This window comes from Kitasatospora sp. Root107 (genome assembly GCF_001424875.1).
GTDB lineage: Bacteria > Actinomycetota > Actinomycetes > Streptomycetales > Streptomycetaceae > Kitasatospora.
On the sequence record NZ_LMCT01000005.1, the window covers coordinates 56,341 to 81,179 of the forward strand.

At 72.1% G+C, this 24,839-nt stretch carries 21 protein-coding genes; 4 read left to right on the top strand and 17 right to left on the bottom strand.

The genetic code is table 11. The features are described from left to right. The first annotated feature begins 217 nt into the window (after nucleotides 1–217). The 3 genes from ASC99_RS06695 to ASC99_RS06705 all read left to right on the top strand — a co-directional run bounded on the left by ASC99_RS06695 (nucleotide 218) and on the right by ASC99_RS06705 (nucleotide 5,969). A complete protein-coding gene (locus ASC99_RS06695) occupies nucleotides 218–2,428 on the top strand; it encodes a DEAD/DEAH box helicase (RefSeq protein WP_057229354.1) in 2,211 nt (736 codons plus the stop codon). 274 nt (nucleotides 2,429–2,702) lie between these two features. After that, a complete protein-coding gene (locus ASC99_RS06700) occupies nucleotides 2,703–3,326 on the top strand; it encodes a hypothetical protein (RefSeq protein ID WP_063857004.1) in 624 nt (207 codons plus the stop codon). A gap of 219 nt (nucleotides 3,327–3,545) precedes the next feature. Next, nucleotides 3,546–5,969, top strand: coding sequence for a PQQ-dependent sugar dehydrogenase (locus tag ASC99_RS06705; protein WP_082598129.1), 2,424 nt, complete (start codon nucleotides 3,546–3,548; stop codon nucleotides 5,967–5,969). A 69-nt stretch (nucleotides 5,970–6,038) separates the two neighbouring features. Here ASC99_RS06705 and ASC99_RS42040 read toward each other — a convergent pair whose 3' ends face one another. The 15 genes from ASC99_RS42040 to ASC99_RS06780 form a co-directional block, all read right to left on the bottom strand. Further along, nucleotides 6,039–6,425 carry a hypothetical protein gene (locus ASC99_RS42040; protein WP_157531402.1) on the bottom strand — a complete coding sequence of 129 codons (387 nt, stop codon included), beginning with the start codon at nucleotides 6,423–6,425 and terminating at the stop codon, nucleotides 6,039–6,041. 383 nt (nucleotides 6,426–6,808) lie between these two features. Then, nucleotides 6,809–7,492 carry a ribonuclease HII gene (locus tag ASC99_RS06715; RefSeq protein ID WP_057229359.1) on the bottom strand — a complete coding sequence of 228 codons (684 nt, stop codon included), beginning with the start codon at nucleotides 7,490–7,492 and terminating at the stop codon, nucleotides 6,809–6,811. 127 nt (nucleotides 7,493–7,619) lie between these two features. Then, nucleotides 7,620–8,873: a DUF4153 domain-containing protein gene (locus tag ASC99_RS06720; protein ID WP_057241064.1), complete on the bottom strand. Its 1,254-nt coding sequence runs from the start codon at nucleotides 8,871–8,873 to the stop codon at nucleotides 7,620–7,622. A 425-nt stretch (nucleotides 8,874–9,298) separates the two neighbouring features. Then, nucleotides 9,299–12,376, bottom strand: a complete 3,078-nt coding sequence (locus tag ASC99_RS06725; RefSeq protein ID WP_057229362.1) for an Ig-like domain-containing protein — start codon at nucleotides 12,374–12,376, stop codon at nucleotides 9,299–9,301. 143 nt (nucleotides 12,377–12,519) lie between these two features. Then, nucleotides 12,520–13,428 carry a carbohydrate ABC transporter permease gene (locus ASC99_RS06730; RefSeq protein WP_057229364.1) on the bottom strand — a complete coding sequence of 303 codons (909 nt, stop codon included), beginning with the start codon at nucleotides 13,426–13,428 and terminating at the stop codon, nucleotides 12,520–12,522. Next, a complete protein-coding gene (locus ASC99_RS06735) occupies nucleotides 13,425–14,450 on the bottom strand; it encodes a carbohydrate ABC transporter permease (protein ID WP_057229366.1) in 1,026 nt (341 codons plus the stop codon). The genes ASC99_RS06730 and ASC99_RS06735 overlap by 4 nt, the downstream gene beginning before the upstream one ends. 232 nt (nucleotides 14,451–14,682) lie before the next feature. Further along, a complete protein-coding gene (locus tag ASC99_RS06740) occupies nucleotides 14,683–16,038 on the bottom strand; it encodes an ABC transporter substrate-binding protein (protein ID WP_057229368.1) in 1,356 nt (451 codons plus the stop codon). 246 nt (nucleotides 16,039–16,284) lie between these two features. Then, nucleotides 16,285–17,487, bottom strand: a complete 1,203-nt coding sequence (locus ASC99_RS06745; protein WP_057229370.1) for a cytochrome P450 — start codon at nucleotides 17,485–17,487, stop codon at nucleotides 16,285–16,287. A gap of 207 nt (nucleotides 17,488–17,694) precedes the next feature. Continuing rightward, the gene (locus ASC99_RS06750; protein WP_057229372.1) at nucleotides 17,695–18,942 is read right to left on the bottom strand and encodes a cytochrome P450; all 1,248 of its coding nucleotides are present in this window, start codon (nucleotides 18,940–18,942) and stop codon (nucleotides 17,695–17,697) included. Next, nucleotides 18,939–19,568 carry an ATP/GTP-binding protein gene (locus tag ASC99_RS06755; RefSeq protein ID WP_057229374.1) on the bottom strand — a complete coding sequence of 210 codons (630 nt, stop codon included), beginning with the start codon at nucleotides 19,566–19,568 and terminating at the stop codon, nucleotides 18,939–18,941. Before ASC99_RS06755 ends, ASC99_RS06750 begins: the two co-directional genes overlap by 4 nt. Further along, complete coding sequence (locus ASC99_RS06760) at nucleotides 19,549–19,917, bottom strand: DUF742 domain-containing protein (RefSeq protein ID WP_057229376.1); 369 nt, start codon at nucleotides 19,915–19,917, stop codon at nucleotides 19,549–19,551. Before ASC99_RS06760 ends, ASC99_RS06755 begins: the two co-directional genes overlap by 20 nt. Beyond that, complete coding sequence (locus ASC99_RS06765) at nucleotides 19,914–20,315, bottom strand: roadblock/LC7 domain-containing protein (RefSeq protein ID WP_057229378.1); 402 nt, start codon at nucleotides 20,313–20,315, stop codon at nucleotides 19,914–19,916. Before ASC99_RS06765 ends, ASC99_RS06760 begins: the two co-directional genes overlap by 4 nt. Continuing rightward, the gene (locus ASC99_RS06770) at nucleotides 20,312–21,904 is read right to left on the bottom strand and encodes an ATP-binding protein (protein WP_057229380.1); all 1,593 of its coding nucleotides are present in this window, start codon (nucleotides 21,902–21,904) and stop codon (nucleotides 20,312–20,314) included. The genes ASC99_RS06765 and ASC99_RS06770 overlap by 4 nt, the downstream gene beginning before the upstream one ends. Nucleotides 21,905–22,102: 198 nt before the next feature. Further along, nucleotides 22,103–22,660 (bottom strand): Clp protease N-terminal domain-containing protein, encoded by a 558-nt coding sequence (locus tag ASC99_RS06775; protein ID WP_057229382.1) that lies wholly within the window; start codon nucleotides 22,658–22,660, stop codon nucleotides 22,103–22,105. Nucleotides 22,661–22,663: 3 nt separating this feature from the next. Continuing rightward, nucleotides 22,664–22,882 (bottom strand): hypothetical protein, encoded by a 219-nt coding sequence (locus tag ASC99_RS06780; protein WP_057229384.1) that lies wholly within the window; start codon nucleotides 22,880–22,882, stop codon nucleotides 22,664–22,666. A gap of 74 nt (nucleotides 22,883–22,956) precedes the next feature. Here ASC99_RS06780 and ASC99_RS06785 point away from each other — a divergent pair, with 74 nt between their 5' ends. Continuing rightward, complete coding sequence (locus tag ASC99_RS06785) at nucleotides 22,957–23,754, top strand: helix-turn-helix domain-containing protein (RefSeq protein ID WP_057229386.1); 798 nt, start codon at nucleotides 22,957–22,959, stop codon at nucleotides 23,752–23,754. A gap of 86 nt (nucleotides 23,755–23,840) precedes the next feature. On the opposite strand, the gene ASC99_RS06790 is transcribed toward ASC99_RS06785, so the two are convergent. Further along, nucleotides 23,841–24,269 (bottom strand): hypothetical protein, encoded by a 429-nt coding sequence (locus ASC99_RS06790; protein WP_057229387.1) that lies wholly within the window; start codon nucleotides 24,267–24,269, stop codon nucleotides 23,841–23,843. Nucleotides 24,270–24,359: 90 nt separating this feature from the next. Further along, complete coding sequence (locus ASC99_RS40115; RefSeq protein WP_057229389.1) at nucleotides 24,360–24,800, bottom strand: hypothetical protein; 441 nt, start codon at nucleotides 24,798–24,800, stop codon at nucleotides 24,360–24,362. Nucleotides 24,801–24,839 lie beyond the last annotated feature (39 nt).

Below are 24,839 nucleotides of genomic sequence, written 5' to 3' on the forward strand. Positions count from 1 at the left end.
GAGAAGGGTCCCGCCGCACCGGTGCCCCGCCTGGAGAGCGCCCGGCGCCTGTGGACAACTGAGGGGGTCCAGCATCAGTACACCCGTTCGGAGCAACCGCAATATCGGTACAGATGCTGACAAATGACACCCATTCAGATGATCTAATGACCAACCGGCTGCGCCGTCCCTCGGGCGGAGTTCGCCGTCTGTCGTCCCCAGCCTGTATCCATGAGCCATGACCCAGCCGCTGCACCACCCCGCCCCCACCCCCGACCGCGCCGCCGTCCGGGCGCAGGCCGAGGCCGTGCTCCGTGAGCTGGCCGGCCCGGCCGCCGTGCTGCGGGAGGACCAGTGGCGGGCCATCGAGGCCCTGGTGGTCGACCACCGCCGGGCCCTGGTGGTGCAGCGCACCGGGTGGGGCAAGTCCGCCGTCTACTTCATCTCCACCGCCCTGCTCCGGGCCCGGGGCGCCGGCCCCACGGTGATCGTCTCGCCACTGCTCGCCCTGATGCGCAATCAGGTGGACTCCGCCGCCAAGGCGGGCATCCAGGCCCGCACCATCAACTCGGCCAACCCCGAGGAGTGGGACGAGATCCAGGCCGAGGTGGCAGCCGGCCGGGTGGACGTGCTGCTGGTCAGCCCCGAGCGGCTGAACAACCCCGACTTCCGTGACCAGGTGCTGCCGAAGCTTGCCGCCTCCACCGGTCTGCTGGTGGTCGACGAGGCGCACTGCATCTCCGACTGGGGCCACGACTTCCGCCCCGACTACCGCCGCCTGCGCACCATGCTGGCCGAGCTCTCCCCCGGCGTCCCGGTGCTGGCCACCACCGCGACCGCCAATGCCCGGGTCACCGCCGACGTGGCCGACCAGCTCGGCACCGGTTCCGGATCGGGCGACCACGCTGACAGCAACGCACTGGTCCTGCGCGGCCCGCTGGACCGGGAGAGCCTGAGCCTGAGCGTGCTCCAGCTGCCCGACCCGGCGCAGCGGCTGGCCTGGCTCGCCGACCACCTCGCCGAGCTGCCCGGCTCCGGCATCATCTACACCCTCACGGTGGCCGCCGCCGACGAGGTGACCGCCTTCCTCCGCGAGCGCGGCTACCCGGTCGCGTCCTACTCCGGCCGCACCGAGGACGCCGAGCGCCGCACCGCCGAGGCCGACCTGCTGGCGAATCGGGTGAAGGCCCTGGTCGCCACCTCCGCGCTCGGCATGGGCTTCGACAAGCCCGACCTCGGTTTCGTGGTGCACCTCGGCTCGCCGGGCTCCCCGATCGCGTACTACCAGCAGGTCGGCCGCGCCGGCCGCGGGGTGGACCGGGCCGAGGTGCTGCTGCTGCCCGGCCGCGAGGACGAGGCGATCTGGCGGTACTTCGCCTCGCTCGGCTTCCCCGCCGAGGAGCAGGTCAGGCGGACGCTCGCGGCGCTCGCCGAGGCCGGCCGGCCGCTCTCCACCGCCGCGCTGGAGCCGAGGGTCGACCTCCGCCGGGCCCGGCTGGAGACCATGCTCAAGGTGCTCGACGTGGACGGCGCGGTCCGCCGGGTGCGCGGCGGCTGGACGGCGACGGGGCAGCCCTGGGAGTACGACGCGGCGCGCTACGCCAAGGTGGCCGAGTCCCGGGAGGCCGAGCAGCGGGCGATGCGCGAGTACGCCGCCACCACCGGCTGCCGGATGGAGTTCCTCCGCCGCCAGCTGGACGACGAGCAGGCCGCCCCGTGCGGGCGGTGCGACAACTGCGCCGGCACCCGGCCGTCCGCCGAGATCTCGGCGGAGGCCGACTCGGCGGCCCGGGCCGCACTCGGCCGACCCGGTGTCAGTTTCGAGCCGCGGCGGCTCTGGCCGACCGGCATGGAGGCGATCGGCGTCCCGCTCAAGGGCCGGATCCCGGCGGGCGAGCAGGCCGAGACCGGCCGGGCGCTCGGGCGGCTCTCCGACATCGGCTGGGGCACCCGGCTGCGCGCCCTGCTCGCCGACGACGCACCGGACACCCCGGTCCCGGCCGAGGTGCTGGACGCGATGGTGACCGTGCTGGCCGACTGGGCGCGCGGCCCGGGCGGCTGGGCCGGTCCTGCGGACGCCGAGGGCAAGCGGTCGGCCCGCCCGGTCGGCGTGGTCACGATGGCCTCGGCCCGCCGACCGCAGCTGGTCGGCAGCCTCGGCGCCCGGCTCGCCGAGGTCGGCCGGCTCCCGCTGCTCGGGCAGCTGGAGTACGTGGGCGGCCAGCCGCCACGCGGTGCCCGGAGCAACAGCGCCCAGCGGCTGCACTCGCTGGCGGGCACCCTGCTGGTGCCACCCGCGCTGCAGGAGGCGATCGCCGCCGCCCCCGGCCCGGTGCTGCTGGTCGACGACCTGGTCGACTCCGGCTGGACGGTCACCGTGGCGGCCCGGCTGCTCCGCCAGGCCGGCGCCGGTCCGGTGCTCCCGCTCACCCTCGCCGTCCAGGCCTGAGGACCCGGGCCTGACCACCCGGGCCTGAGCACCGGGCCAGGCCGACCTGACAGATCCGACCCTCCGTCAGCCGAATGGCAGTCAGCTTGCGGTGGAATATATCCGGCAGACCATCGGCATTCGGGCGGCGTTCGTCATTTCATCGTTGCCGTCGCCCTCATCTGAGCTGAGAATTGGGAGGTACCCAGAGCCCGGTCCGACGGACCCGGCCTTCGGCGTACGCAGACACCCGCGCGCCCTCGCACACCAGGGGCGGCGGCCGGGAAGGAGGATCGTGATCAGCGGCAGCGACCGACACCGGTTCTCCGGAAGACGCATTCTCGACCTGGAGAGCTGGACCAGCTCCGACATCCCCCTGCTGCGCGACCCGCGCGAGTTCGTCGCCGAGCTGCACCAACGGCACCTCCCGCAGCCGGGCACCACGGTGGTCGCGGTGCTGGACGCGCTGCACCAGGTCACCGCCTCCGCCTCGTTCGCCGCCCGCCAGCCCAGCGAGGACGGCTGGCAGCACCGGCACGAGATCCTCACCCACCTGCGCCAGGTCACCCCGCACGACCTCCGGCTGGCGCAGCCGAAGCGGACGGCGGTGCTGCTGCGCTGCCGTGACGGCGCGGCAGGCTGGACCCGGCAGGACGGCGCGTGGATGTGGGCCCTGCGGGACGCGGCCGCGCTGCACGGGCTGCGCTGCGGCTCGTACATCGCCCTGACGGCCAGCGGCTGGCAGTCGCTCGGGGACGGCCGCAGCGGGCGCAACCCGCACTCGGGCTCCTGGGCCGACGGCCCGGTGCACACCGTCACCGAGCTGGCCCCGCGTCCGCCGCGACCCCAGCCCGAGCAGACGGGCCAGCCTGCCCGGGTCGCACCGGTCCGCCCCCTGCACCGGTTCGCCACGGGCTGACCGGACGTCACACCCCGCCCCGGGAGACGACCACTACGCCGAGCCGAGTCCAGCTCAAGGCTCAACCCGTCACGCCGAGTTGACCCGCCAGACAGATCGGAAACTTTCCTAACCAAAGCCCTTGACCCCTCGCGCTCACGGCTCGATTCTGAACGGTGCCCTCAAGTCCGGCGCAACGCCCGGCACTTCCCCCGCACCAGACCCAAGAAGCGAGCAACCATGCGTCCATTCAAGGCAGTCGGCGGCCTGGCCGTCGCAGCTCTGCTGGTCGGGGCGGTCACCGTACCGACCGCCTCGGCCGCTCCGACCCGGTACGAGGCCGAGAACGCGGCCGTCTCGCTCGGCGTGGTGGAGGCCAACCACACGGGGTACTCGGGTACCGGGTTCGTCAACGGCGACAACGTAGCGGGTAGTTGGGTCGAGTTCACGGTGAACGCCGCCACGGCGGGCACCGCGGCGATCGCGATCCGGTACGCCAACGGCACCACGCTGGACCGCCCGGGCGATCTGACCGTGAACGGCACGGTGGTCTCGGCGGCCCGCTCCTTCCCCTCCACCGGGACGTGGGACGACTGGGCCACCTCCACCGTCACCGCCCAGGTCAACGCGGGGGCCAACAAGATCCGGCTCACCTCGACCAGTGCGACCGGCCTGCCCAACCTCGACGCCCTCGACCTCGACATCACCGCCCCGACCACCGACTACCAGGCCGAGGACGCAGCGACCGGCCAGGCCGCGGTGGCCACCAACCACACCGGCTACACCGGCACCGGCTTCGTCGACTACACCAACATCGCGGGCAGCTACGTCGAGTTCACGGTCAGCGCCGCCACGGCGGGCAGCGCCGCGCTCGCCTTCCGGTACGCCAACGCCGGGACGGCCGACCGGCCGATGGACATCGCGGTGAACGGCACCGTGGTCGCCGCCGGGGTCGGCTTCCCGCCCACCGCGAGCTGGGACACCTGGGCCACCAAGACCGTCAACGCCGCCCTCCTCGCCGGGACCAACAAGGTCCGCGCCACCGCGACCACCGCCAACGGCGGGCCCAACCTGGACCGGCTCCAGGTCGGCACCGGCGCCGACACCAGTGCGCCCAGCAGGCCCGGGGCGCCCAGCTGTTCGGCTGTCGGGGCGAACAGCCTCACGCTGTCCTGGGGTGCCTCGACCGACACTGTCGGCGTCAGTGCCTACGACATCTACGAGCACGGCAACAAGATCGGCGAAGCGCCCGGCGACACCACCGCCAAGCAGCTGACCGGCCTCACCCCGAGCACCACCTACAACCTCACGGTGATCGCGCGGGACGCCTCCGGCAACGCCTCGGCAGCCAGCACCCCGGTCGACTGCACCACCCTGGCCGGCACCGACCCGCCGCCCAGCCGGCCCGGCACGCCGACCGTCTCGGCCGTCAACTCCACCGGCGCCACGCTGACCTGGGCCGCCTCGACCGACGACAAGGGCGTCGTGGCGTACGAGATCCGCAGCGGCAGCGCCGTGGTGAAGACCGTGACCGGCACGCCTCCCGCCACCTCGACGGTGGTCACCGGCCTGGCCTGTGACGCACCGTTCGCCCTCACCGTGGTGGCCCAGGACACCGCGGGCGGCTACTCGACGCCGTCCGCGGCGGTGTCGTTCACCACCGGCGCCTGCTCGGCCGACGGCGGTGTGCCCGGATCGCCCACCACCCTCTCCAGCGGGTGGACCATCCCCTGGGGCGTGTACTGGATGCCCGACGGCAAGACCTCACTGGTGACCGAGCGGGACAGCTTCAAGGTCTTCAGGACCACCCTGGCCGGGGTCCGTACCCAGGTCGGCACCGTCCCCAACGCCGTCACCACCGACGGCGAGGGCGGGCTGCTCGGGGTCGCCGTCGACCCCGACTGGTCGACCAACCACCGGGTCTACTTCATGCACACCGCCAGTGAGGGCAACCGGATCGTCCGGATGAACTACGACGGCACGACGCTCAGCGGCTACACCGTGCTGCTCCAGGGCATCCAGAAGAACCGCTACCACAACGGCGGGCGGCTGGCGTTCGGCCCCGACGGGTACCTGTACGCCACCACCGGGGATGCCCAGACCTCGGCCAACGCGCAGAACAAGAACTCGCTGAACGGCAAGATCCTGCGACTCACCACCGAGGGCAAGCCGGCCCCCGGCAACCCGTTCAACAACTACGTCTACAGCTACGGCCACCGCAACCCGCAGGGCCTGGCCTTCGACCGCAACGGGCGGCTCTGGGAGGCGGAGTTCGGCAACGCCACGTACGACGAGCTCAACCTGATCAAGCCCGGCGCCAACTACGGCTGGCCGACCTGCGAAGGCACCTGCAGCACCGCCGGGATGACCAACCCGAAGGCCAGCTGGGCGGTCAACGTCGCCTCCCCCAGCGGGATCGCGATCGTCCGCAACGTGGTCTACATGGCGGCGCTGCGCGGCGAACGGATGTGGCGGATCCCGATCAACGGCGACACCGAGACCGTCGGTACGCCGACCTCCTACTACGTCGGCACCTACGGCCGGCTGCGCACGGTCAGCAAGGTGCCCGGCGCGGACCAGCTCTGGCTGACCACCACCAACGCCGACAACAACGGCGGGGCGGCCGACGGAGCGGACAAGCTCCTCCGGATCACCATCGGCTGAGCCACCGGGAGTTGAGACCTGAGGCCCAGGACTGTGGCGACCCCTGCCGGGGTCGCCACAGTGGGTCGGTCAGGCCGGGACCGGCGTGCCGGCGCCCGGGAACAGCGGCGCCACCGTGTCGACGTCGCCGCAGACCATCAGCAGCTCCGTGGCCAGCGCGTGCGCGGCCCGGGCGGCCTTGGCCAACCGGTCGGCAGGCACCGGGGAGTTGACCACCAGCACCACCACCTCGCGGCCGACCGTACGGGTCGCGGCGGCGTCCGCGTAGAAGACGTCGCCGCCGTCGGTGAGCTGCGCCCAGTAGCGCTCCTCGCCGAAGCCGATCTCGTGCTGCTGCCAGGGGTGCGGCTCACCGACCGTCAGGACCAGGACGGTGCCGGGGCGGCGGCCGGACTCCAGTAGCCGGTCGACGGTGTCGTCGGCCCGGTCGACCGCGCCGCGCGTGGTCGAGGGCACCAACTGGACCGGGGTGCCGGGTCGTCGGGCGGGCGGCGGTCCGGGGCGGGGCCCCGGCCGGGGTGCGGCCGGACGCGGGCCCGGCACCGGGCGGGCGGCTCCGGCGGGGACAGGTGTGCGGGGGGCTCGTGCGTCCGACTCTCGCGGAAAGGGAACGCCGGGGCCCGGGATACTCTCGTGAATCTCCGGCTCCTCGGGGAAGACAGGCATGCCCGATGTCTATCAAATGCCGGTCGAATGCGCACGGGCGCCCCACCAGTTGGAACCGACCGGCAATCATTGGACCCCGAACGGTCACCGCAGGTCCGAACACCGGGCGAACACCGGGCCAACGCGGGGGCCTGCGGCCCGAGTCGGGGTCCGGGTCGAGGTCGGAGTGAGAGTCAGAAGCCCAACGAGAGCTGCTCGCCGGCCGGTTCGTCGAACCGGCTGCGCTTCAGGTGGCTCCACCTCGGCAGCGCGTCCAGGTAGGACCAGGAGAGCCGGTGCTGCCCGGTCGGGCCGTACTCCTCCAGTGCCGCGCGGTGCACCGGCGAGGGGTAGCCCGCGTTGTCGGCGAAGCCGAACTCCGGGTGGTCCAGGCCGATTTCGGCCATCATCGCGTCGCGCTTCACCTTGGCGAGCACCGAGGCGGCCGAGACGCAGATGCAGGACTGGTCGCCCTTGATCACGGTCCGGACCCGCCAGGGGCCACCGAGGTAGTCGTGCTTGCCGTCCAGGATCACCGCGTCCGGGCGGACCGGCAGGGCTTCCAGGGCTCGGGTCGCGGCCAGCCGCAGCGCGGCCGTCATCCCCAGCTCGTCGCACTCCTCCGGCGAGGCGTGGCCGAGCGCGTACGCGGTGACCCAGTCGGCCAGCACCGGGGCCAGCTCGGTCCGGCGCTTCTCGGTCAGCAGCTTGGAGTCCGTCAGCCCGTCCGGCGCCTTGCGCAGCCCGGTCACCGCCGCACCCACCGTGACCGGTCCGGCCCAGGCGCCCCGGCCGACCTCGTCGAGGCCGACCACCACCTGCGCCCCCGCCCGGCGCAGCGAGCGCTCTACCGAGTGGGTGGGTGGCTCGTACGGCATCGGGGGTCCATTCCGGCTGCGAAGGTCTGACGCCTTCAGCCTACGACAACCCCCATGGCTGTCCCGACGGTCGCGGACGTGCCCCCCGGCACGCCCGCGACCGCCAAGTCCTCGGCTCCGCCGGTCCCTAGTGGCCCCGGACCCGGGCGCAGGCCTCGCCCCGGTCCATCAGGACCGGCCGGTCCCGCAGGATCTCGGCCGCCCGGGCCTCGGCCAGGCTGGTCACGTACCAGGACCGGTCCGAGCCGGCCAGCGATGCGGAGATCCGCTGGAGGGCGCAGGTGCGCCGGTCGCCCGTCAGTCGGTCCAGGGCGGGCGCCGCGTCGGCGGAGAGATCTCTCAGGTAGTCGACGTCGATGGTGCCGTGCTCGGAGCGGGCCACGTTCTGCTCGGCGATCAGCGCGTCCGGGCGGATCAGCCCGAAGACCGCGACCCCGACCACCGCGCTCAGCACCACCGCGCGGGGCAGGCAGCGCCGGGCCCCCAGCAGGACGCCGACCAGCACCAGCAGCAGCACGACGCCGAGCCAGACCTCGACGGCGGTGACCGAGATCCGCAGCCGGGTCAGACCGAAGGTCTCCACGTAGCGCTGCATCCGGTAGTACGCGGAGGCCACCACCACCAGGGTCAGTGCGCAGAGCAGGCCGATCAGGCTCTTCGACAGCAGCCGGTCGGCGGGAGTGCTCCGGGGCGCCCAGTGCTGGGCGAGGGCGACCACGACCAGGGTGAGCACGGTGACCCAGAGCAGCTGCCAGAAGCCCTGCCTGGCGTACTCGGCGGGGATCAGCCCGGGCTTGCTCATGACGGCCTCGTAGCCGCCGAAGAACACCACGGCCTGGATCGCCACGAAGGCGCCGAACAGCAGGTTGAGCGCGACCATCGGGACGGCCCACTCCGTCCGGCCGCGCTCCCGGCCGGGCTTGACGGGCAGTCGGTCCCAGCGGCGCGGGGCGGCGGCGGTGTGGGCGGCGCCGAGTGCGACCACCAGGCCGATCACGAAGAGCACGATCCGGGGCGTCAGCTTGCCGAGGTCGGTGCTCGGGGTCAGCCCGTCGAGCAGGTCGGCCACGGCCGCGTCGGCGCTGGCGAACAGCGCGCCGAAGACCCCCAGCAGCACCGCCGCGACCAGCACCGCCTTCAGTACCGGCAGCACCTTCGCCCTGGCCGGGTACGACTGGCCACGCAGCGCTCCGACCGCCCAGGGCAGCGAACGCGGGAAGTGCGACCAGATCCCGAGCGGCCCGAGCAGCACGCCGGCCCACCGGGTCCCGCCGTGCAGGGCCAACGAGGCGACCCCGAGCGCGGCGGTGAGGGCCAGGAAGGTCGGCCAGCCAGCGTCGGTGAACGCCGGGACGGCGGCCAGGACCAGCGCGACCAGCACCCACAGCACCGTCCACGGCCGGGCCCGGCGGCGCCGATCAGCAGGGTCGCCGAGAGCAGTCCGACGCCCGCCGCCGCGCCGAGCACGCGCAGCCCGGGGGTGGCAGGCACCCGGGGCTCGGTCGCGGTCACCCAGGCGGGCTTGGGCGGCGCCACCGGCGGCCGCCAGGGACCGGCCGGACCGCCGGCCGGACCGGCAGCCGGACCGGGCTTCGCCCCGGTGCGGGCACCGGCAGCAGGCCCCGGTATCGGCGGACCGGGCACGGAAGGACTGGACATGACGCTCCCTCAGAGTTCGACGAGCAGCGCGGTTCCGGACGGGGAAGCCGCGCCGCTCGTGACCCTAGGGGCCGAACGCCACTTCTGAACAGGTTCAAAACATCCCTGCGACCTCCTTGTCGCAGAGCTGTGACAGAACCTGACGGATCAGTAGGACCCGAACAGCGAGTACGACAGCACCGTCTTGGTCGCCGTACCGAAGCTGCTCGGCCAGGTCCCGAACGGCACCGCCGCGCCCTGGTACGCCCCGTCGCCGTACACGCCGGTGCTGAAGTGCATGTTGTTCACCGTCGCGCCGGTGCCGTTGGTGTTGTAGACCAGCCAGTACGTGGTCCCGGCGGTCAGCGTCACGTTCACCGGCAGCGCGTTCCAGGCGTTGGCGGTCAGCGCCCCCGCCGCCGTGGTGGTCACCAGGGTGCCGGGCGCACCGCCCGCGTCGGTGTAGACCGCCAGCTGGTACTGGTTGTTCGGTGCCGGGCTGACCGCGCCGACGTGCACGCTCAGCTGATTCAGCGTCACCGGGGCGGCGCCGGTGACGATCCGGCTGCCGTTCAGGTGGTTGAAGTCGGTGTCGTCGATCTGGGTGCCGATCTCGCTGTTGCCGATGGTCAGCGGCGGCGGACCTGCCGTGCTGAAGGTGAGGACGTACGGCGCGGCCAGCTGGTTGCCCGCCACATCGCGGACGCCCTGCACGGTCGCCGTGTACCCGGTGGTCAGCGCCAGCGCCGCCGCCGGGGTGAAGACCACCCCGCTGGTGGTCGAGTCGTACGAGACCGTGCCCGCCACCGCCGCTCCCCCGGCGGTGGGCCGCAGGGTGACGGCCGCGCCGTTCACCGTGGCCCCGTCCAGCGGCTCGCTGAACGAGAACCGGACCGGGTTCCCGGCCGGTGCGGCAGGCGCGCCGGCCACCGGCGAAGTCCCGGTCACGGTGGGCGCGGTGGTGTCCTGGCCGTAGCTCGCGGTGTAGCTGCCGACCGCTCCGTCGAAGAACGCGTAGGCGACGCCCTTGACGGTCTCCACCCGGTACGGCAGCGACTGGCCGCCCCGGCTGACCCCGGTCAGCGTCCCGGTGGCGGACTGCACGGGCAGCATCGCGCGCAGCCCGCTCGTGCCGCCGGTGATCTCGAAGGTGAGCGAACTGCCGCTCCAGGCCAGCTCGGTGAAGGCCGAGCCGTTACGCCCGTCCAGCCAGGTCAGCAGCTGGCGTCCCGACACCACCGGCACGCCCTTGGCCTTGGCCGCAGCGATCACCTGGTCGGAGGTCTGGGAGGCGGCGAAGTCGGTGTGGATGTTGGCGGTCAGCGCGGCGTAGTAGCCCTGCGGGCCGTAGGCGGCGTTCAGCAGGGTGTTGACCGTGCCCGGGTAGGACTGGCCGGACTCGTCGGTCAGCTGGGTGGTCGCCTGGTAGACGTCGATCAGGCTGCCGTCGGTGTCGGCGAACCTCATCGGCATCCCGGTGCCGTTGAAGTAGCCGGGCCGGTTCTGCACGAAGGAGGACGGGTAGAAGTAGTAGTCGTGGTCCAGCCGGATGCCGTTGGCCAGCTTGGTCTTCGCCTGGGTGGCCCAGTCGTCCCACTCCACGCAGTGCGTCCGGCTGCCCGAAGGCGTGGGCAGCGCCGGGTACTTGGTCTTCCAGGCGCTCAACTGGCTCGCGTACATGGACTGCAGGTTCGCCGCGGTGCCCCAGGGGCGGCAGTCGGTGGTGATGTGCACGCCCACCTCGAAGCCCTCGTCCGAGTAGGCCTGCGCCTGCGCGGGGGTCATCGGGCCGCCGGTGTACAGGTACGAGGAGCCGCGCACGCACTGCCAGTCGGCCGCCACGCAGCCGGGCGGGCTCTGCGAGATGTAGTAGTCCCAGCGGCCCGAGGTGCCGCCGACGCCGTGGTCGTCACCGGTCATCACCACCACCGCCTTGACGTCCCGCGGGAAGTACCAGAACCGCGGCAGCGGGGTCTTCGCCAGGTTCATCCTGGTGACCAGGTTGGCCAGCAGCCGCTGCTGCTCGTCGGCGATCGGGATCAGCGCCTTGTCCAGGTTGTTCCAGTTCGACTGCCCGCTCAGGCCGAAGAACATCTCGCTGGCCTCGTAGCCGTCGGTACCGTCGCGCTGCTGCCCGGCCCAGGCCGCGTTGCCCTGCCGGGTCTGCACCACCGACCTGGCCAGGTCGAAGGTGAAGGCGGCGGCCTGGCCCGAGCCGGCCGCGCGGACCGAGACCGCCGGGTTGGCGGTCGCCGTGGAGGCGTCGCTGTACAGCGTGGCGACCGCGGTCGCGCCGTTCAGCGTGTACCGGTCGGCAGTGCCGTGGAAGCCGATGGTCTCCCCGGTCAGCCCCGCCCCGGGGGCGGCCGAGGTGTCGATCCGCAGGTAGGCGTCGGACTGGGTGCCCGCCGTGGCGGTCAGGCCGAGCAGCGGGGCGAGCTTCTTGTCCGGCCGCATCGCGACCAGCCGTCCGCCGCCGTTGGTCCAGTCGGTCAGCACGGTGACCTGACCGTCCGTCAGCGCGGTCTCGCCGAGCAGCACCAGGTCGTGCTGGGCCAGCAGCGCCGGGGTGACCTGCGAGAGATCGACCAGCTGGTAGTGGTTCAGCCCCTCGGCCTTGAGGATCTCGGCCAGGTACTTGCTGTACGGGTTGGCCGCAGTGGTGACCAGCAGCACCGGACCCGACCCGCCGGGCCCGGTCCCCGGGGTGACGGTACCGCCACCGGTCGGGGTGTAGGTCGCGTAGATCGAGAACTCCAGCGAGGTGGTGGTCGAGGCACCGAAGCTCGCGGGCCAGCTGCCGTACGGCGTACCGGCGTTGCTGTACACGCCCTTGCCGCCGCCGTTGTACTTCAGGTTGTTGACGGCCGGGCTGCTGCCGTTGCTGTTGTAGGCCAGCCAGTACGCGGTGTTGGGGGCCAGGGTGGCCGCGACGGGCAGGGTGTTCCAGCTGTTCGCGGTCAGCGCGCCGGCCGCGCTGTTGGCCAGCAGGGCGCCGGGCTTGCCGCTGGCGTCCTGGTAGACCGCCAGCTGGTACTGGTTGTTGGGCGCCGTCCCGACCGGGCCGACGTACGCGCTGACGCTGCTGACCTGGCCCCCCTTGGCACCGGTGACGAACCGGGAGGCGTTGAGGTGGTTGGAGTCGCCGGAGTCGGTGGTGGTGCCGATCGTGGTGTTGCCCAGCTTGGCCGTCTCGGCCGCGCTCGCCGGTCCGGCGCTCAGCGCCGTCGCCGCGAGCAGCGCCACCAAAAAGCCCGAGAGTCTTTCCCTGTACCCCACACCCACCCCAAGTGTCTGATAACCGCATCTCTGGCGGAATGCCGTTACCGGTGTACAGCTTGGGGGGAGCCCACGTACGCAGAACCCTCACATTCCCGGGGCATGACAGGTCAGCCCTTGACGGAGCCGGCCAGCAGTCCTCGGACGAAGTAGCGCTGGAGCGCGAAGAAGACGATCAGCGGGATGATCAGCGACAGGAAGGCCCCGGCCGTCAGCAGCTCCCAGCGGCCGCCGAACGAACCGGAGAGCTGGGCCAGCCGGACGGTCATCGGCGCCACCTCGGGGGTGCCGCCCGCGAAGGTCAGTGCGACCAGCAGGTCGTTCCAGACCCAGAGGAACTCGAAGATCGCGAACGAGGCCAGCGCCGGGGTGCAGAGCGGCAGCACGATGGACCGGAAGATCTTGAAGTGCGAGGCGCCGTCCATGATCGCCGCCTCCATCAGGTCACGCGGCAGCTGCGAGATGAAGTTGTGCAGCAGGAAGGTGGCCAGCGGCAGCGCGAACATCGTGTGCGCGAGCCAGACCGGCGCGTACGTCCCGCTCAGGTCCACCGCCGGGATGATGGTCAGCCCGCCCAGGTGGGCCCCGCCGGAGAACAGCTGGAGCAGCGGGATCAGCGCCATCTGCAGCGGCACCACCTGCAGCGCGAAGATCACGAAGAAGACCGTGTCGCTGCCCCTGAACCGCACCCAGGCCAGCGCGTACGCCGCCATCGCCGCGATCACCAGCGGGAAGACGGTGGCCGGCACGCTGATCGCCAGCGAGTTGACCAGGAACGGCATCATCCCGGCGCTGACGCCGAAGCCGCCCTCGAACAGCACCGTGTGGTAGTTGGACAGGATCAGCTCGGGGTGGGTGAACACCTCCCACCAACCCGTGGTCGCCACCTCCTGCTTGGGCCGCAGCGAGGTGGCCAGCAGACCGAAGGTGGGGATGGTCCAGAGCACCGTCACCACGATCACGAACAGCGAGCCGAGCGGTCCACTGAAGGACCGTCGGACGGCGGTGGATCCCTTCATCGGGTCTCACGCTCCTTGCGCAGCTGGACGATGTTGTAGGCCACCAGCGGCAGCACCGCGAGGAAGAGGATCACCGCGAGGGTGCTCCCCCGGCCCACGTCGAACTGGGTGAAGGACTGCGCGTACATCTCGTTGGCCAGCACCTGGGTGCCGAAGTTGCCGCCGGTCATGGTGCGGACGATGTCGAAGGCCTTCAGCGTGGTGATCATGACGGTGGTCAGCACCACCACCACGGTGGTGCGGATCATCGGCACCGTGATGAACCAGAACAGCCGCATGCCGCGCGCGCCGTCCAGCCGGGCCGCCTCGGTCACCTCGTCCGGGATCGCCTTGATCGCGGCCGAGAGCACCACCATGGCGAAGCCGGTCTGCACCCAGACCATCACCGCGATCAGCAGGAAGTTGTTCAGCGGCTGGCTGAGGATCCAGTTCGGCGGGTCCTCCCAGCCCAGGCTGACGGCCAGTTGGCTGAGCAGGCCGATCTGCGGCTGGCCCGCGCCGCGGGACTCGTAGACGAACTTCCAGATGATCCCGGCGCCGACCAGCGAGACCGCCATCGGCAGGAAGATCAGCGACTTGTACAGCCCCTGCCAGCGCATCCGCTCCACCAGCAGCGCCAGCGCCAGGCCGAGGCCGGTCGCGGTGAGCGGCGCAACCACCAGCCAGAGCGCGGTGTTCAGCAGCACCGTGTGGATCGAGTCGGTGGTGAACGCCCAGTCGTAGTTGCGCAGGCCCACCGAGCGGTCGCTGTCGGCGTTGTAGAAGCTCAGGAAGACCGTCCGGACCAGCGGCGCGACCAGGCCGACCAGCAGCAGCAGGATGGCCGGGCCGAGCATCACCAGCACCGCGAGCGGCTTGGCGAACCGGCCGGTGGCCCGGCCCGCCGCGAAGAAGATCAGCAGCAGGATGCCCAGGAACCCGGCGATCGCGCCCAGGCTGTTGCCGAGCTTGATCCCGGCGTCGGTCCAGGCGGACGCGGCCAGCGGCCCGGCGGAGGCGACCACGTGCAGGGTGGCAGGCATTCAGATGTCCTTCCCGGCAATGGAGTTGGGGCGGCACGGGCGGGTGGACCCGCGCCGCCCGTGGCGGCCGGCGCCTTGCCCGGTGGGGATTGTCCGGAAGGAGCGTCGTTCGGTGCGTGCTCTCGGCGTGCCGGCCGGAGGTCCTCGTAGCGGAGCTACTTGGGCCTTTGGCCGGTGCGGCGAGAGTGCGTGCCGGGCGGCGCGACGGGGCAATCCCTGCCGGGCAAGGCGCTCACTGCTGCGGCCAGGCCGCATCGATGTCAGCCGCCACCTTCGGGATGGCCTGTCCCTCGGCGAACCAGGCGGTCAGTGCCTTCCACTCGGCACCCGCGCCGACGGCGGCGGGCATCAGGTCGGAGGCGTCGAACCGGAAGGTCGCGGCCGGGTCGGTCAGCGCGGCCGCCGAGAGCTTGTCGATCGGGTCGGTGTAGAGGCTCTTGTCCACGCCCTGGTTGGCGGAGACCCAGCCGCTGGAGACCTTGACCCGGCTGCTCGCCCACTCCGAGCTGGACAGGTAGTTCTGCACCGCCTGCACCTCGGGACGGCCCGCGAAGGCCGCCACGAACTCGCCACCGCCCTCGACCGGGTTGCCCACCGAGGGGTTCACCGCCGGGAACTGGAAGGCGAAGATGTCGCCGTCCGCCCCGATCTTGGTGCCCTTGGGCCACTGCGCCGCGTAGAACGAGGCCTGCTGGAGCATCGCGCACTTGTCGGTCAGGATCGGCGCCCCGGCGTCCTGGAAGGTGGTGGTGGCGATCGACTTCACGTCGCCGATGCCGCCGTTCACCCAGGCCGGGTTCTGCATCCAGCCCGCCACCGTCTGCATCGCCGCGGCGATCTTCGGGTCACCGAACTTCACCTGGTGGCTCACCCACTGGTCGTAGACCTCGCCACCGTGGGTGCCGAGCACGACCTCCTCCAGCCAGTCGGTCGCGGGCCAGCCGGTCGCGGTGCCGGAGCCGATGCCGCCGCACCAGGGCTTGGTGGAGCCCGAGGCGGCGATTTTCCCGCTCAGCGTCATCAGCTCGGCCCAGGTCTTCGGCACCTCGTAGCCGGCCGCCTTGAAGGCCTTCGGCGAGTACCAGACCAGCGACTTCATGTTGGCGCTCATCGGCGCCGCGTAGAAGGTCCCGTTCACCGACCCGTAGGTCTTCCAGATCGGGCTCCACTTGGCCTGGTTGGCCTCGGTCTGGGCCGGCGGCTTCACCACCTTGCCGGTCTTCACCATCTGGGCCAGCACGCCGGGCTGCGGGATGATCGCCAGGTCGGGCGCGTTTCCGCCGGTCACCCGGACCTGGATCTGCGACTCGAAGTCCGGCGAGCCCTCGTACGAGATCTTGATCCCCGTACAAGAACTGAACTCGGCCCAGGACTTCTCCAGCGAGTCCGACTCGGGGCTGCGGATCGAGGCGAACATCGTCACCGTCGTTCCGGAGTGCCCCGCGTAGGCCTGGTACTTGACGCAGTCGCCGGTCAGCGGGGCGGCCGAGCCGCCGCCGTTGCCACTGCTGGAGGAGTTGGAGCAGGCCGCCGTGAGAGCGAGCACGAGAACGGCGGGTACGGCCAGCAGCCGGGGGCGGAGGGTCATCGGCGGCCTTCGATCACGAGCAGGACGGTGGTCAACGAGGTCCTCCTTGCCAGGGCACGATCGTGCCAGCAGTAAGACGGAACTACAGGCGCTGAACCGGAGAAGTGGAGTGTCCCAACCCGTCGGGCTGGCTCGAAGACGTTAACCCAGTCGTCATCCCGAGCCAAGGTGTGCGTTCGACCTTCATCGGCCAGTGCCGCAGTCGTGACCTGGCCGTGCTGCGCGGCCAGGTCACCCGACGACGGATCAGAGCAGGACCGGCAGCGCCTTCAGGCTGTTGACCACCATCGACGGGCTCGGCCGGAGCTCCGCGTCCGGCACCGCGAGCCGAAGCCCGGGGAAGCGCTCGAACAGCGCGGGCAGCGCGATCTGCGCCTCCATCCGCGCCAGCGACGCCCCCGGGCAGATGTGCGGGCCGTGGCCGAAGGAGAGCAGCCTGGACGGCTCCCGGGTGACGTCGAACACCTCGGCGGTGATCCCGTGCTGGGCCGGGTCACGGCCGATCGCGTTGTAGGAGACCAGCACCGCGTCCCCGGCCGGGATCACCACGTCGCCGTACGGCAGGTCCTCGGCGGCGAACCGGAACAGGAAGTTGCTGGTCGGCGGCGTCCAGCGGAGCGACTCCTCGACCACCGCCGACCACGGCACCTCGCCCTTAAGGACCAGCTCGAGCTGGTCCGGGTGGGTGAGCAGGGCCCGGACGGCATTGACGATCAGGTTGACCGTGGTCTCGTGCCCGGCCGCGATGATCACCCGTACGGTGGCCGCCGCCTCGGCGTCGGTCAGTGCGCCGCCCTCGACGTCGGCCGCCAGCAGCGCGCTGATCAGGTCCTCGCCCGGCGCGGCCCGGCGCTTGGCCACCAGGTCGTTCACGAAGGCGTTCAGTGCCGCGATGATCGCCGGGACCTCGGCCGGGTCCTTCACACTGCTGAAGAACCGCTCGTACAGTTCCCGGATCCGGGTGTGGTCCTCCTCGGGCAGGCCGAGCAGCGACCCGATCACGGACATCGGCAGCGGGAAGGCGAACACCGTCTTGAGGTCCGCCTCGGGACCGGCCGCCGCCACCTTCTCCAGCAGTTCGGCGGTCATCGCCTCGATACCGGGCCGCATCGCCTCCACCCGGCGCGGGGTGAACGCCTGCGCCACGATCGAGCGCAGCCGCCGGTGCTCCGAGCCGTCGGTGGTGACCATGCTCGGCCCCGGTACCGCCAGACCGATCAGCGGCCAGGTCCTCGGTATCTCACCGCGCTGGTAGGCCGCCCAGTGCTGGGCGTTCTTCACCAGCCGCTCGTCGTTGAGCAGCGCCCTGGCAGCGGCGTGCCGGGTGATCGCCCAGGCCCGGACGCCCCCCATCAGCTCGACCGCGACCACCGGCCCGGCCGCGCGCAGCAGCGCACCCTCGGCGGCGCTGTCGGTGGCGAGCGGGTCCATCAGGATCGGGGCGGCCATACGTACTCCTTCGGTTGAGTGGCGGCTCTGCAGACAGGGGAACTCGCGCTCTGGGCTCAGCCATCAGGGGCTCGGGGCCCTGCTCCGCGCGCTTGCAAGGTGACCGTCGCGTGGGTGGTCAGGCACTTTCGCCGTGATACCCGCCAGCCACGAACCGTCGCCGTTCCCCGAGCCCCTGGACAGCGCAACCGGGCCATCTGCCGACGGTCAGCCGGCCAGGTAGCCAGGGGTGAAGGCCACCGGCAGCGCCATCAGCGCGCGCACCCAGGCCGACGGACGCCAGACCAGCGCGTGCTCGGCCACCGCGAGCCGCAGGTCGGGCAGCCGGTCCAGCAGCACCTCGATCGCCGTCGTGGCGATCACCTCGGCGGTCTCCTGGGCCGGGAACGGACAGCTGTGCGGGCCGTACGAGTAGGCCAGGTGGGCCCGGTTGCCCTCGGCCGGGGTGCCGTCCGGCTGCCGGACCGAGGGGTCGGTGTTGGCCCCGGCCAGGCCGAGCAGCAGCAGGTCCCCCGCCGCGATCCGCTGCCCGCCGAGCTGGGTGTCCCTGGTCGCCCAGCGGCCCGCGAAGATCTGGGTCGGGGTGTCCTCCCAGAGCGCCTCGGCGAGCGCCTGGCCGACGCTCCGCCTGCCGCCGGAGAGCGAGGCGGCGAACCGGTCGTCGGTGAGCATCAGGCGCAGCGCGTTGGAGATCCAGTACGCGCAGGGCTGGTGACCCGCGATCAGGATCACCCGCAGGTCGCGCATCACCTCCTCGTCGGTCAGCCCGGCCGGGTGCGCCAGCAGCCGGGAGGTGATGTCGGGGCCCGGCTCCGCGCGCTTGCGGTGCACCAGCCCGAGCATCACGTCCAGCAGGCGCTGTGCCCCGGCCTGGGCGTCCGCGCCGCCGTCCAGCATCGCCACCAGGCCGCCGATCAGCACCGGCGCCTCGTCCTCGTCCAGACCGAACAGCCGGCAGAGCACCAGCAGCGGCAGCCGGTGCGCGTAGTCGGCGACCAGCTCCGCCTCGCCCTTGCCGGCGAACCCGTCGATCAGCCGGTCGGCGACCTCCTCGCAGTGCTGCTTCAGCTCGTACTGGTCCACCCCGGCCAGCGCGTCGGTGACCGCCGTCTTCCGGCGCTGGTGCTCGGCGCCCTCGGCGTACAGGATCGACGGGACGGGGGCCATCATCGGCTTGAGCGGCCAGTCCGCCGGGATCTCCGGCCACTGGTTCCACCGAGTCGAGTCCCGGCCGAACAGCTTGGGCTGACCGGTCATCAGCTGGAGTTCGCGGTAGCCGATCACCAGCCAGGCGGGCACTCCTCCGGCCAACTCGACCGGCGCCACCGGGCCGTGGACGCGGCGCAGCTCCTGGTAGAGCTGGCCCGGGTCGGTCTGGAACCGGGGCCCGTACAGCGGGGTGGCGTCCGCGTGCGCCGGGCAGCCCGGGGGCGGGGTCGTCGCGGGCTCGGTCACGGGGTCTCCTCGTCAAGGGCTCTCTGAGCCAACTGCTGGATGTGGCGGACCAGTCCGATCAGCACCTGCTTGCCGGAGTCCCGGTCCCGGGCGTCGCAGTCGATCAGCGGCACGTGCTCGGGCAGGTCGAGTGCGGCGCGTACCTCGGCCAGGCTGTGCTCGGGGCCGCCGAAGTTGTTCCTGGCCACGATGAACGGCGTGCCGTGCTGCTCCAGCCGGTCGATCGCGTACCAGGACTCGGCCAGCCGCCGGGTGTCCACCAGCACCACCGCGCCCAGCGCCCCGGCGAACAGCCGGTCCCAGAGGAACCAGAACCGCTCCTGGCCGGGGGCGCCGAACAGGTACAGCACGTGCCGGTCGTCCAGGGTGATCCGGCCGAAGTCGAAGGCCACCGTGGTGGAGCGCTTCTCGGCCACCCCGGTCAGGTCGTCGACACCCTCCCCCGCCTTGGTCATGGTCTCCTCGGTGCTGAGCGGACGGATCTCGCTCACCGAACCGACCAGGGTGGTCTTGCCGACCCCGAAGCCGCCCACCACCACGATCTTCAGCCCGTCCGAGGCGGTGCTGCGCAGCGGACTGGCCGACCTCGCCCGCAGCAGCGCGGTGTCAGAGCCGTTGGAGTCCACTCAGCACCTGCTTCAACGTGTCGAGGTCGGGCAGCCGGGCCTTGCTGGGCGCGAACCGCGGGTGCCTGGCGGTGACCCGGCCGGTCTCCAGTAGGTCGCCCAGCAGGATCTTCACCACGCTGACCGGCAGGGCCAGTTCGGCCGCCAGCTCGACCACGGCGGTGGGGTCGGCGCAGATCTCCAGGATCCGGACGTGCTCGGACTGCATGCCGGGCGTCGGTTCCTGCTCGGCGACGATCAGGGTCACCAGGTCGAAGGCCTGCTCCGGCGGGCGGCTGCGCCCCTTGGTGACGGTGTAGAGCCGGTCCGGCGAATCGTCAGGACCCGGCAAGCCTCGGCCGGTGCTCATGCCGACTCGCGCGCCGGGGCGGTCAGGTACGTGCCGATCTGCTCGACCAGTCCGTACATGTTGTGCCCCACCACGCCGACGTCGGCGCTCTCGTCGGTGACCACCGCGAGGTGTGCGCCCTCGCCGGCCGCGACGATGCACAGGATGCCGCCGTGGAACTCGGTCATCGACTGCCGGACGCCGCCGGTGCGGTCGCCGAACTCGATCGAGGCGCCGTGCGCCAGGCTCTGGATCCCGGAGGCGATCGCGGCCAGCTGGTCGGCCTGATCGGTGCTCAGATCGGCGGTGTGGCAGAGCTTGAGGCCGTCGGCCGACAGCACCAGGGCGTGCCGGGCGCCGGGGGTGGCGGCCAGCAGGTTCTCCAACAGCCAGTCGAGACCGCGGTCGGTGCTGCTCATCGGGAGTCGTCCTTCCGGGAATCGTCGTCGGGGCTTGCGCCGGAGCCGGCCTGGATCGCGCGGCGGAACGCGCCGAACCGGGCGGCGGCCACTGCCGCATCGGCGTGTACGGGCTGCGCGGCGGGCGCGGCCACGGGGTGGGCCGTGCTCAGGGTCTGGCCGCGGCGGCGCTGTGGCAGGCCGTTCTCGGTGGGTTCGGCGCTCTCGGCAGGCTCGGTGACGGCCGGCTGGGGCGCCGGTCGCTCGTGTACGGGAGCGGGCTCCGGTGGTTCGGCCTGGACCGGTGCCGGGTGGGTGATCAGCTGCTCGGGGATCAGCACCACCACCCCGGTGCCACCCCGGGCGGACGGGCGGAACGAGATCTGCAGCCCGTGCTTGCGGGCCAGCACGCCGACCACGGCCAGGCCGAGCCGGGTGCCTGCGGAGAGCGCGGTGAGGTCCAGCGGATCGGCGGAGACGGCGGCCTCGGCCCGCTTCAGCCAGCTCTCGCCGAGGCCGAGCCCACCGTCCTCGACCGTGATCACCAGACCGGAGTGCACCTCCTCGACGTAGACGTGCACCTCGGCCGGTGGGGCGGAGAAGTTGGCGGCGTTGTCCAGCAGTTCGGCCAGCGCGTGCATCACGCCCTCGGCGGCGTACCCGGCCACCGCGGCCGTGCTGGCCGAGTGCAGCCGGACCCGCCGGTACGCGCCGATCCGGCCGAGCGCACCGCGCAGGATCGACTCCACCCCGATCGGCCTGGTCCACCGGCGGCCGGACCGGGCGCCGGTGAGCACCGCGATCGAGTCGGCCATCCTGCCCGCCTGGGCGGTGGCGTGATCGAGCGTCAGCAGGTCGCCGAGCACCTCCTCGCCGTGCCGGTGCTGCATCTCGCGCAGCTCCGCGTGCATGCTGGTGGCGAGCGCCTGGACCCGTCCCGCAGCGGTCGCGCAGACCGCCAGCGCGGCGGCCCGCTGCCGCTCGCCCCGGCCGATCTCGGTCGCCACGGTGCGCAGCAGCGCGGCGTGCGGCAGCTTGCGGTGCGGGGCCAGCGCGGTCTCCACCGAGCCGCCGGAGCGCAACCGGCCGACCACCTCGGGCAGCACCTCGGCGGACAGCCGTTCGAGGGCGGCCCGGTCGGCCTCCGCCTGCTCGGCCTGCTCGCGCAGTTCCTTGGTGTCGACCCGGGCGGTGGCCAATTCTGCTTCGACGAAGCGGAGTTCGGCGTGCGCCGAGTCGGCCTCGGCCCGGGTGGTAGCCAGCGCCGCACGCAGCTCGGCGGCGGCGTAGTGCGCGGCGCTCAACTCGGCGTGCAGGGTGGTGGCATGGCCGGTGGTCGCGGTCAGTTCGGCGCGGGCGGCGTCGAGTTCCTCGGCGCTCCGGTGGGCCCGGTCGAGCTGGCGGCAGGCCAGCGCGAGCAGCCCGCACCAGAGCAGCAGCGCCCCGCCGACGGTGCCGGCCACGGCAGGCTGCTGTGCGGTCGGAGCCAGCGCGACCGCGGCCGCGCCACCGCCGGCTCCGACCAGCAGGCCGACGGCGGCCCACCAGGCGGTGCTGCCGTACGGACGGCGGAGGGCCGCGCCTCGGTCGGGGCGCGTGCGAGCTCTCATCAGTCTGATCCTCGGGGGCGGAGGGCTGCGGGAGGCGGACGACAGCGCACCACCCGTCACGCTCTGGGTGGTTGATCAGTACACGCGGTCAGCAGATCATATCTATTCACCTCTTGCACTCAACCCCACATCTGACGCCCTGTCCGACTTTCGGACACCGTCCGTGACGATGCGACAGACGGTGCCCGAACGACAGGTTCAGCGACCCGACAGCGCCTCCAGCTCCCGCCGCAGGCCGTCCGGATCGATCCCCTGCTCCGTGATCAGCGTCACCGCCGGCCCCGCGCCCGCACGGAGCAGACCGAGCAGCAGATGCCGGACGCCGATCTCCTTCTCCTTCAGCCGCAGCGCCTCCCGCAGCGAGAGCTCCAGCACCTTCTTGGCGCCCGGCGTGAACGGCCGGTGGTCGCCCTTGAACCAGCCGCGCCGGCGCGGCTCCTCCCGCGCCCCGGTCAGCGCCCCCTCGCCGAACTCGGCCTCCACCGCCGCCCGGACGGCGTCCAGGTCCACCCCGATCGAGGCCAGCGCCTCCGCATCACTCCCCGGCCCGGGCCCGAGCCGCCGGGCCAGTCCGGCCCGGGCGGTCGCGTGATCCAGCCCCTTCGCCACCAGCAGCGCCGCCGCCGGGTCGGACGGATCGGCCAGCACCCCGAGCAGCAGGTGCTCGGTGCCGATCCAGTCGTGCTTCAACTCCCGTGCCTCGACCTGGGCCTGCACGACCACCTGCCGCGCCGCCACCGTGAACCGCTCGAACATCCCTCAGCCTCCGTCCCGCTTGGCGTGCTTCTTGTGTACGGCCTGCCTGCTGACGCCCAGACAGACCGCGATCTCCTGCCAGGACCAGCCCTGGCGGCGTGCGTTCCCGACCTGGAGGTCCTCCAGCCGGTCCGCCAGGTCGCGCAGGGCGCGGACGGCGCGCAGGCCGACCGCCGGGTCACGACTGCTCGCGGCTGCCGCGAGCTGCTTGGTGTCGCTCATAGTGTCAACTTAGGTTGACGAATCGCCCCTGTCAACCAAAGTTGACGCCTGGCGGCACCCGCTACGGTCGTGCCATGACCACCACGCCCACCGAGACCGGAGCCGGAGCCCTGCTACGCGACTGGCGGGAGCGACGCGGCCTCAGCCAGCTCCAACTCGCCCTGGGCGCCGACTCCTCGGCCCGGCACATCAGCTTCATCGAGACCGGCCGGTCCCGCCCGGGCCAGGAGCTGCTGCTCCGGCTCGCCGAACACCTGGACGTCCCGGTCCGCGAGCGCAACTCCCTGCTACTGGCCGCCGGTTACGCCCCGCACTACGCCGAGACCCCGCTCGACGACCCCTCGCTGGACGCCCTGCGCTCCGGCATGGAGCAGCTGCTCGCCGCCCACGAGCCCTACCCCGCGCTGATCGTCGACGGCACCTACCGCGTACTCGCCGCCAACCGCGGCATCGCCCTGCTGCTGGAGGGCGTCGACCCCGCCCTGCTCACCCAGCCGATGAACGCCATGCGGATCACCCTGCACCCGCAGGGCCTGGCCCCCCGGATCCGCAACCTGCGGCAGTGGCGGGCCCACCTGCTGGAGCAGATGGAGCGCCAGATCGCGCTGGTCCGCTCCGAACCGCTGCGCGTGCTGTACGAGGAGGTCCGCGCCTACCCCGCCCCCGCCGAGGACGAGTCGCAGGACGCCTCCGCGCTCTTCCCGTTCGCCCTCCCGCTCCGGTTCGAACACGGCGGGCGGGTGCTGTCGTTCCTCTCCACCATCTCGACCTTCAACACCCCCATGGACGTGACGGTCTCCGAGCTGGCCATGGAGACCTTCCTCCCGGCCGACCCGGAGACCGCGTCCTACCTGCGCGAGGTGCTGCCGTGACCGCCCACTGGTTGCACGTCGACCACGAACCGCAGCTGGAGTCCTTCTACGCCCGGTGCTGCTTCCGGCCGACAGCCGCCGGCCTGCTAGCGCTCTGACCGCGCCGCCGGACGCAGCGCCAGCCACTGCAGCGCCGCGAACCCCGCGACGGTGGCGGCCTGCATCGGGATCCACACCAGCCCGGCGGTGCTCGGCTCGAACCGCACCACCATCGCCACGATGCTCAGCACCGACCACACCACGTTCGCGTCCACCAGCGCCTTCACCGCCAGCGCCGACGGCTCCCGCCGACTCGCCAGGAACCCCACCCCGGCCCCGAACAGCAGCAGGAACGCCCCGATGTCCAGCAGCACCATCCGGTCGATCCCGAGCAGCTCCCCCAGCGGCCCCGAGAACGCCAGGTAGGCGAGCCCGTTCCCGCCGGTCACCACGGCATCCAACGCCAGCACCTTGCGCAGCCATCCCTGTCCGGCACCGGTCGAACGGACAGCACCAGCAAGCGAGTTCACAGCCATGACGAACAACCTCCGAGTGGTCGGTGGGCCCCTCCGGGGTTCTCCCCGGCGGCCTGAGACCAGCCTGCCGGGCGAGCGTCCCAGCGTCGATTACGTACCAGGTAATGCAGCCCGAGCAACGAACCGCCGCTGCCACGGAGTCTCGACGGCTCGGGCGTCATACCCCCGCCGCACGAACTCCACCGCCGCCCCCGCCGGCACCCCGTCCAACACAGCCAGCCAGGCCAACGCCGTCCCGGTCCGCCCCCGACCACCACCACACGCGACCTCGACCCGCTCCCCCTCGGCCCGCTCCCACGCCTCGGCCAGGACCGCCCTCGCCTCCGCCTCGTCGCCCGGCAGCCAGAAGTCGGGCCACCGCAACCACCGCTGCTCCCAGTCCACTTCGGGCGGCCGACGCCCCAACAGGTACACCCCGAACTCCGGCACCGGCCCGGCCGGCAACGGCCGCCGCAACCCCCGCCCCCGCACCAGCCGCCCGGACGGCAGCCGCAACACACCGGGGTCCCCGTCCTGCCAGGTCTCACTCATCGACCCACCGTAGCGCCGACGGAACCGCACGTCCGACGA

Bases quoted from the DNA above. Each gene is read 5' to 3' on its own strand.
- ASC99_RS06735 (WP_057229366.1), bottom strand. From the start codon at position 14,450: ATGCCTGCCACCCTGCACGTGGTCGCCTCCGCCGGGCCGCTGGCCGCG.
- ASC99_RS06785 (WP_057229386.1), top strand. From the start codon at position 22,957: ATGACCACCACGCCCACCGAGACCGGAGCCGGAGCCCTGCTACGCGAC.
- ASC99_RS40115 (WP_057229389.1), bottom strand. From the start codon at position 24,800: ATGAGTGAGACCTGGCAGGACGGGGACCCCGGTGTGTTGCGGCTGCCG.
- ASC99_RS06740 (WP_057229368.1), bottom strand. From the start codon at position 16,038: ATGACCCTCCGCCCCCGGCTGCTGGCCGTACCCGCCGTTCTCGTGCTC.
- ASC99_RS06775 (WP_057229382.1), bottom strand. From the start codon at position 22,660: ATGTTCGAGCGGTTCACGGTGGCGGCGCGGCAGGTGGTCGTGCAGGCC.
- ASC99_RS06790 (WP_057229387.1), bottom strand. From the start codon at position 24,269: ATGGCTGTGAACTCGCTTGCTGGTGCTGTCCGTTCGACCGGTGCCGGA.
- ASC99_RS06760 (WP_057229376.1), bottom strand. From the start codon at position 19,917: ATGAGCACCGGCCGAGGCTTGCCGGGTCCTGACGATTCGCCGGACCGG.
- ASC99_RS06730 (WP_057229364.1), bottom strand. From the start codon at position 13,428: ATGAAGGGATCCACCGCCGTCCGACGGTCCTTCAGTGGACCGCTCGGC.
- ASC99_RS06780 (WP_057229384.1), bottom strand. From the start codon at position 22,882: ATGAGCGACACCAAGCAGCTCGCGGCAGCCGCGAGCAGTCGTGACCCG.
- ASC99_RS06715 (WP_057229359.1), bottom strand. From the start codon at position 7,492: ATGCCGTACGAGCCACCCACCCACTCGGTAGAGCGCTCGCTGCGCCGG.
- ASC99_RS06765 (WP_057229378.1), bottom strand. From the start codon at position 20,315: ATGAGCAGCACCGACCGCGGTCTCGACTGGCTGTTGGAGAACCTGCTG.
- ASC99_RS06705 (WP_082598129.1), top strand. From the start codon at position 3,546: ATGCGTCCATTCAAGGCAGTCGGCGGCCTGGCCGTCGCAGCTCTGCTG.
- ASC99_RS06695 (WP_057229354.1), top strand. From the start codon at position 218: ATGACCCAGCCGCTGCACCACCCCGCCCCCACCCCCGACCGCGCCGCC.
- ASC99_RS06770 (WP_057229380.1), bottom strand. From the start codon at position 21,904: ATGAGAGCTCGCACGCGCCCCGACCGAGGCGCGGCCCTCCGCCGTCCG.
- ASC99_RS06745 (WP_057229370.1), bottom strand. From the start codon at position 17,487: ATGGCCGCCCCGATCCTGATGGACCCGCTCGCCACCGACAGCGCCGCC.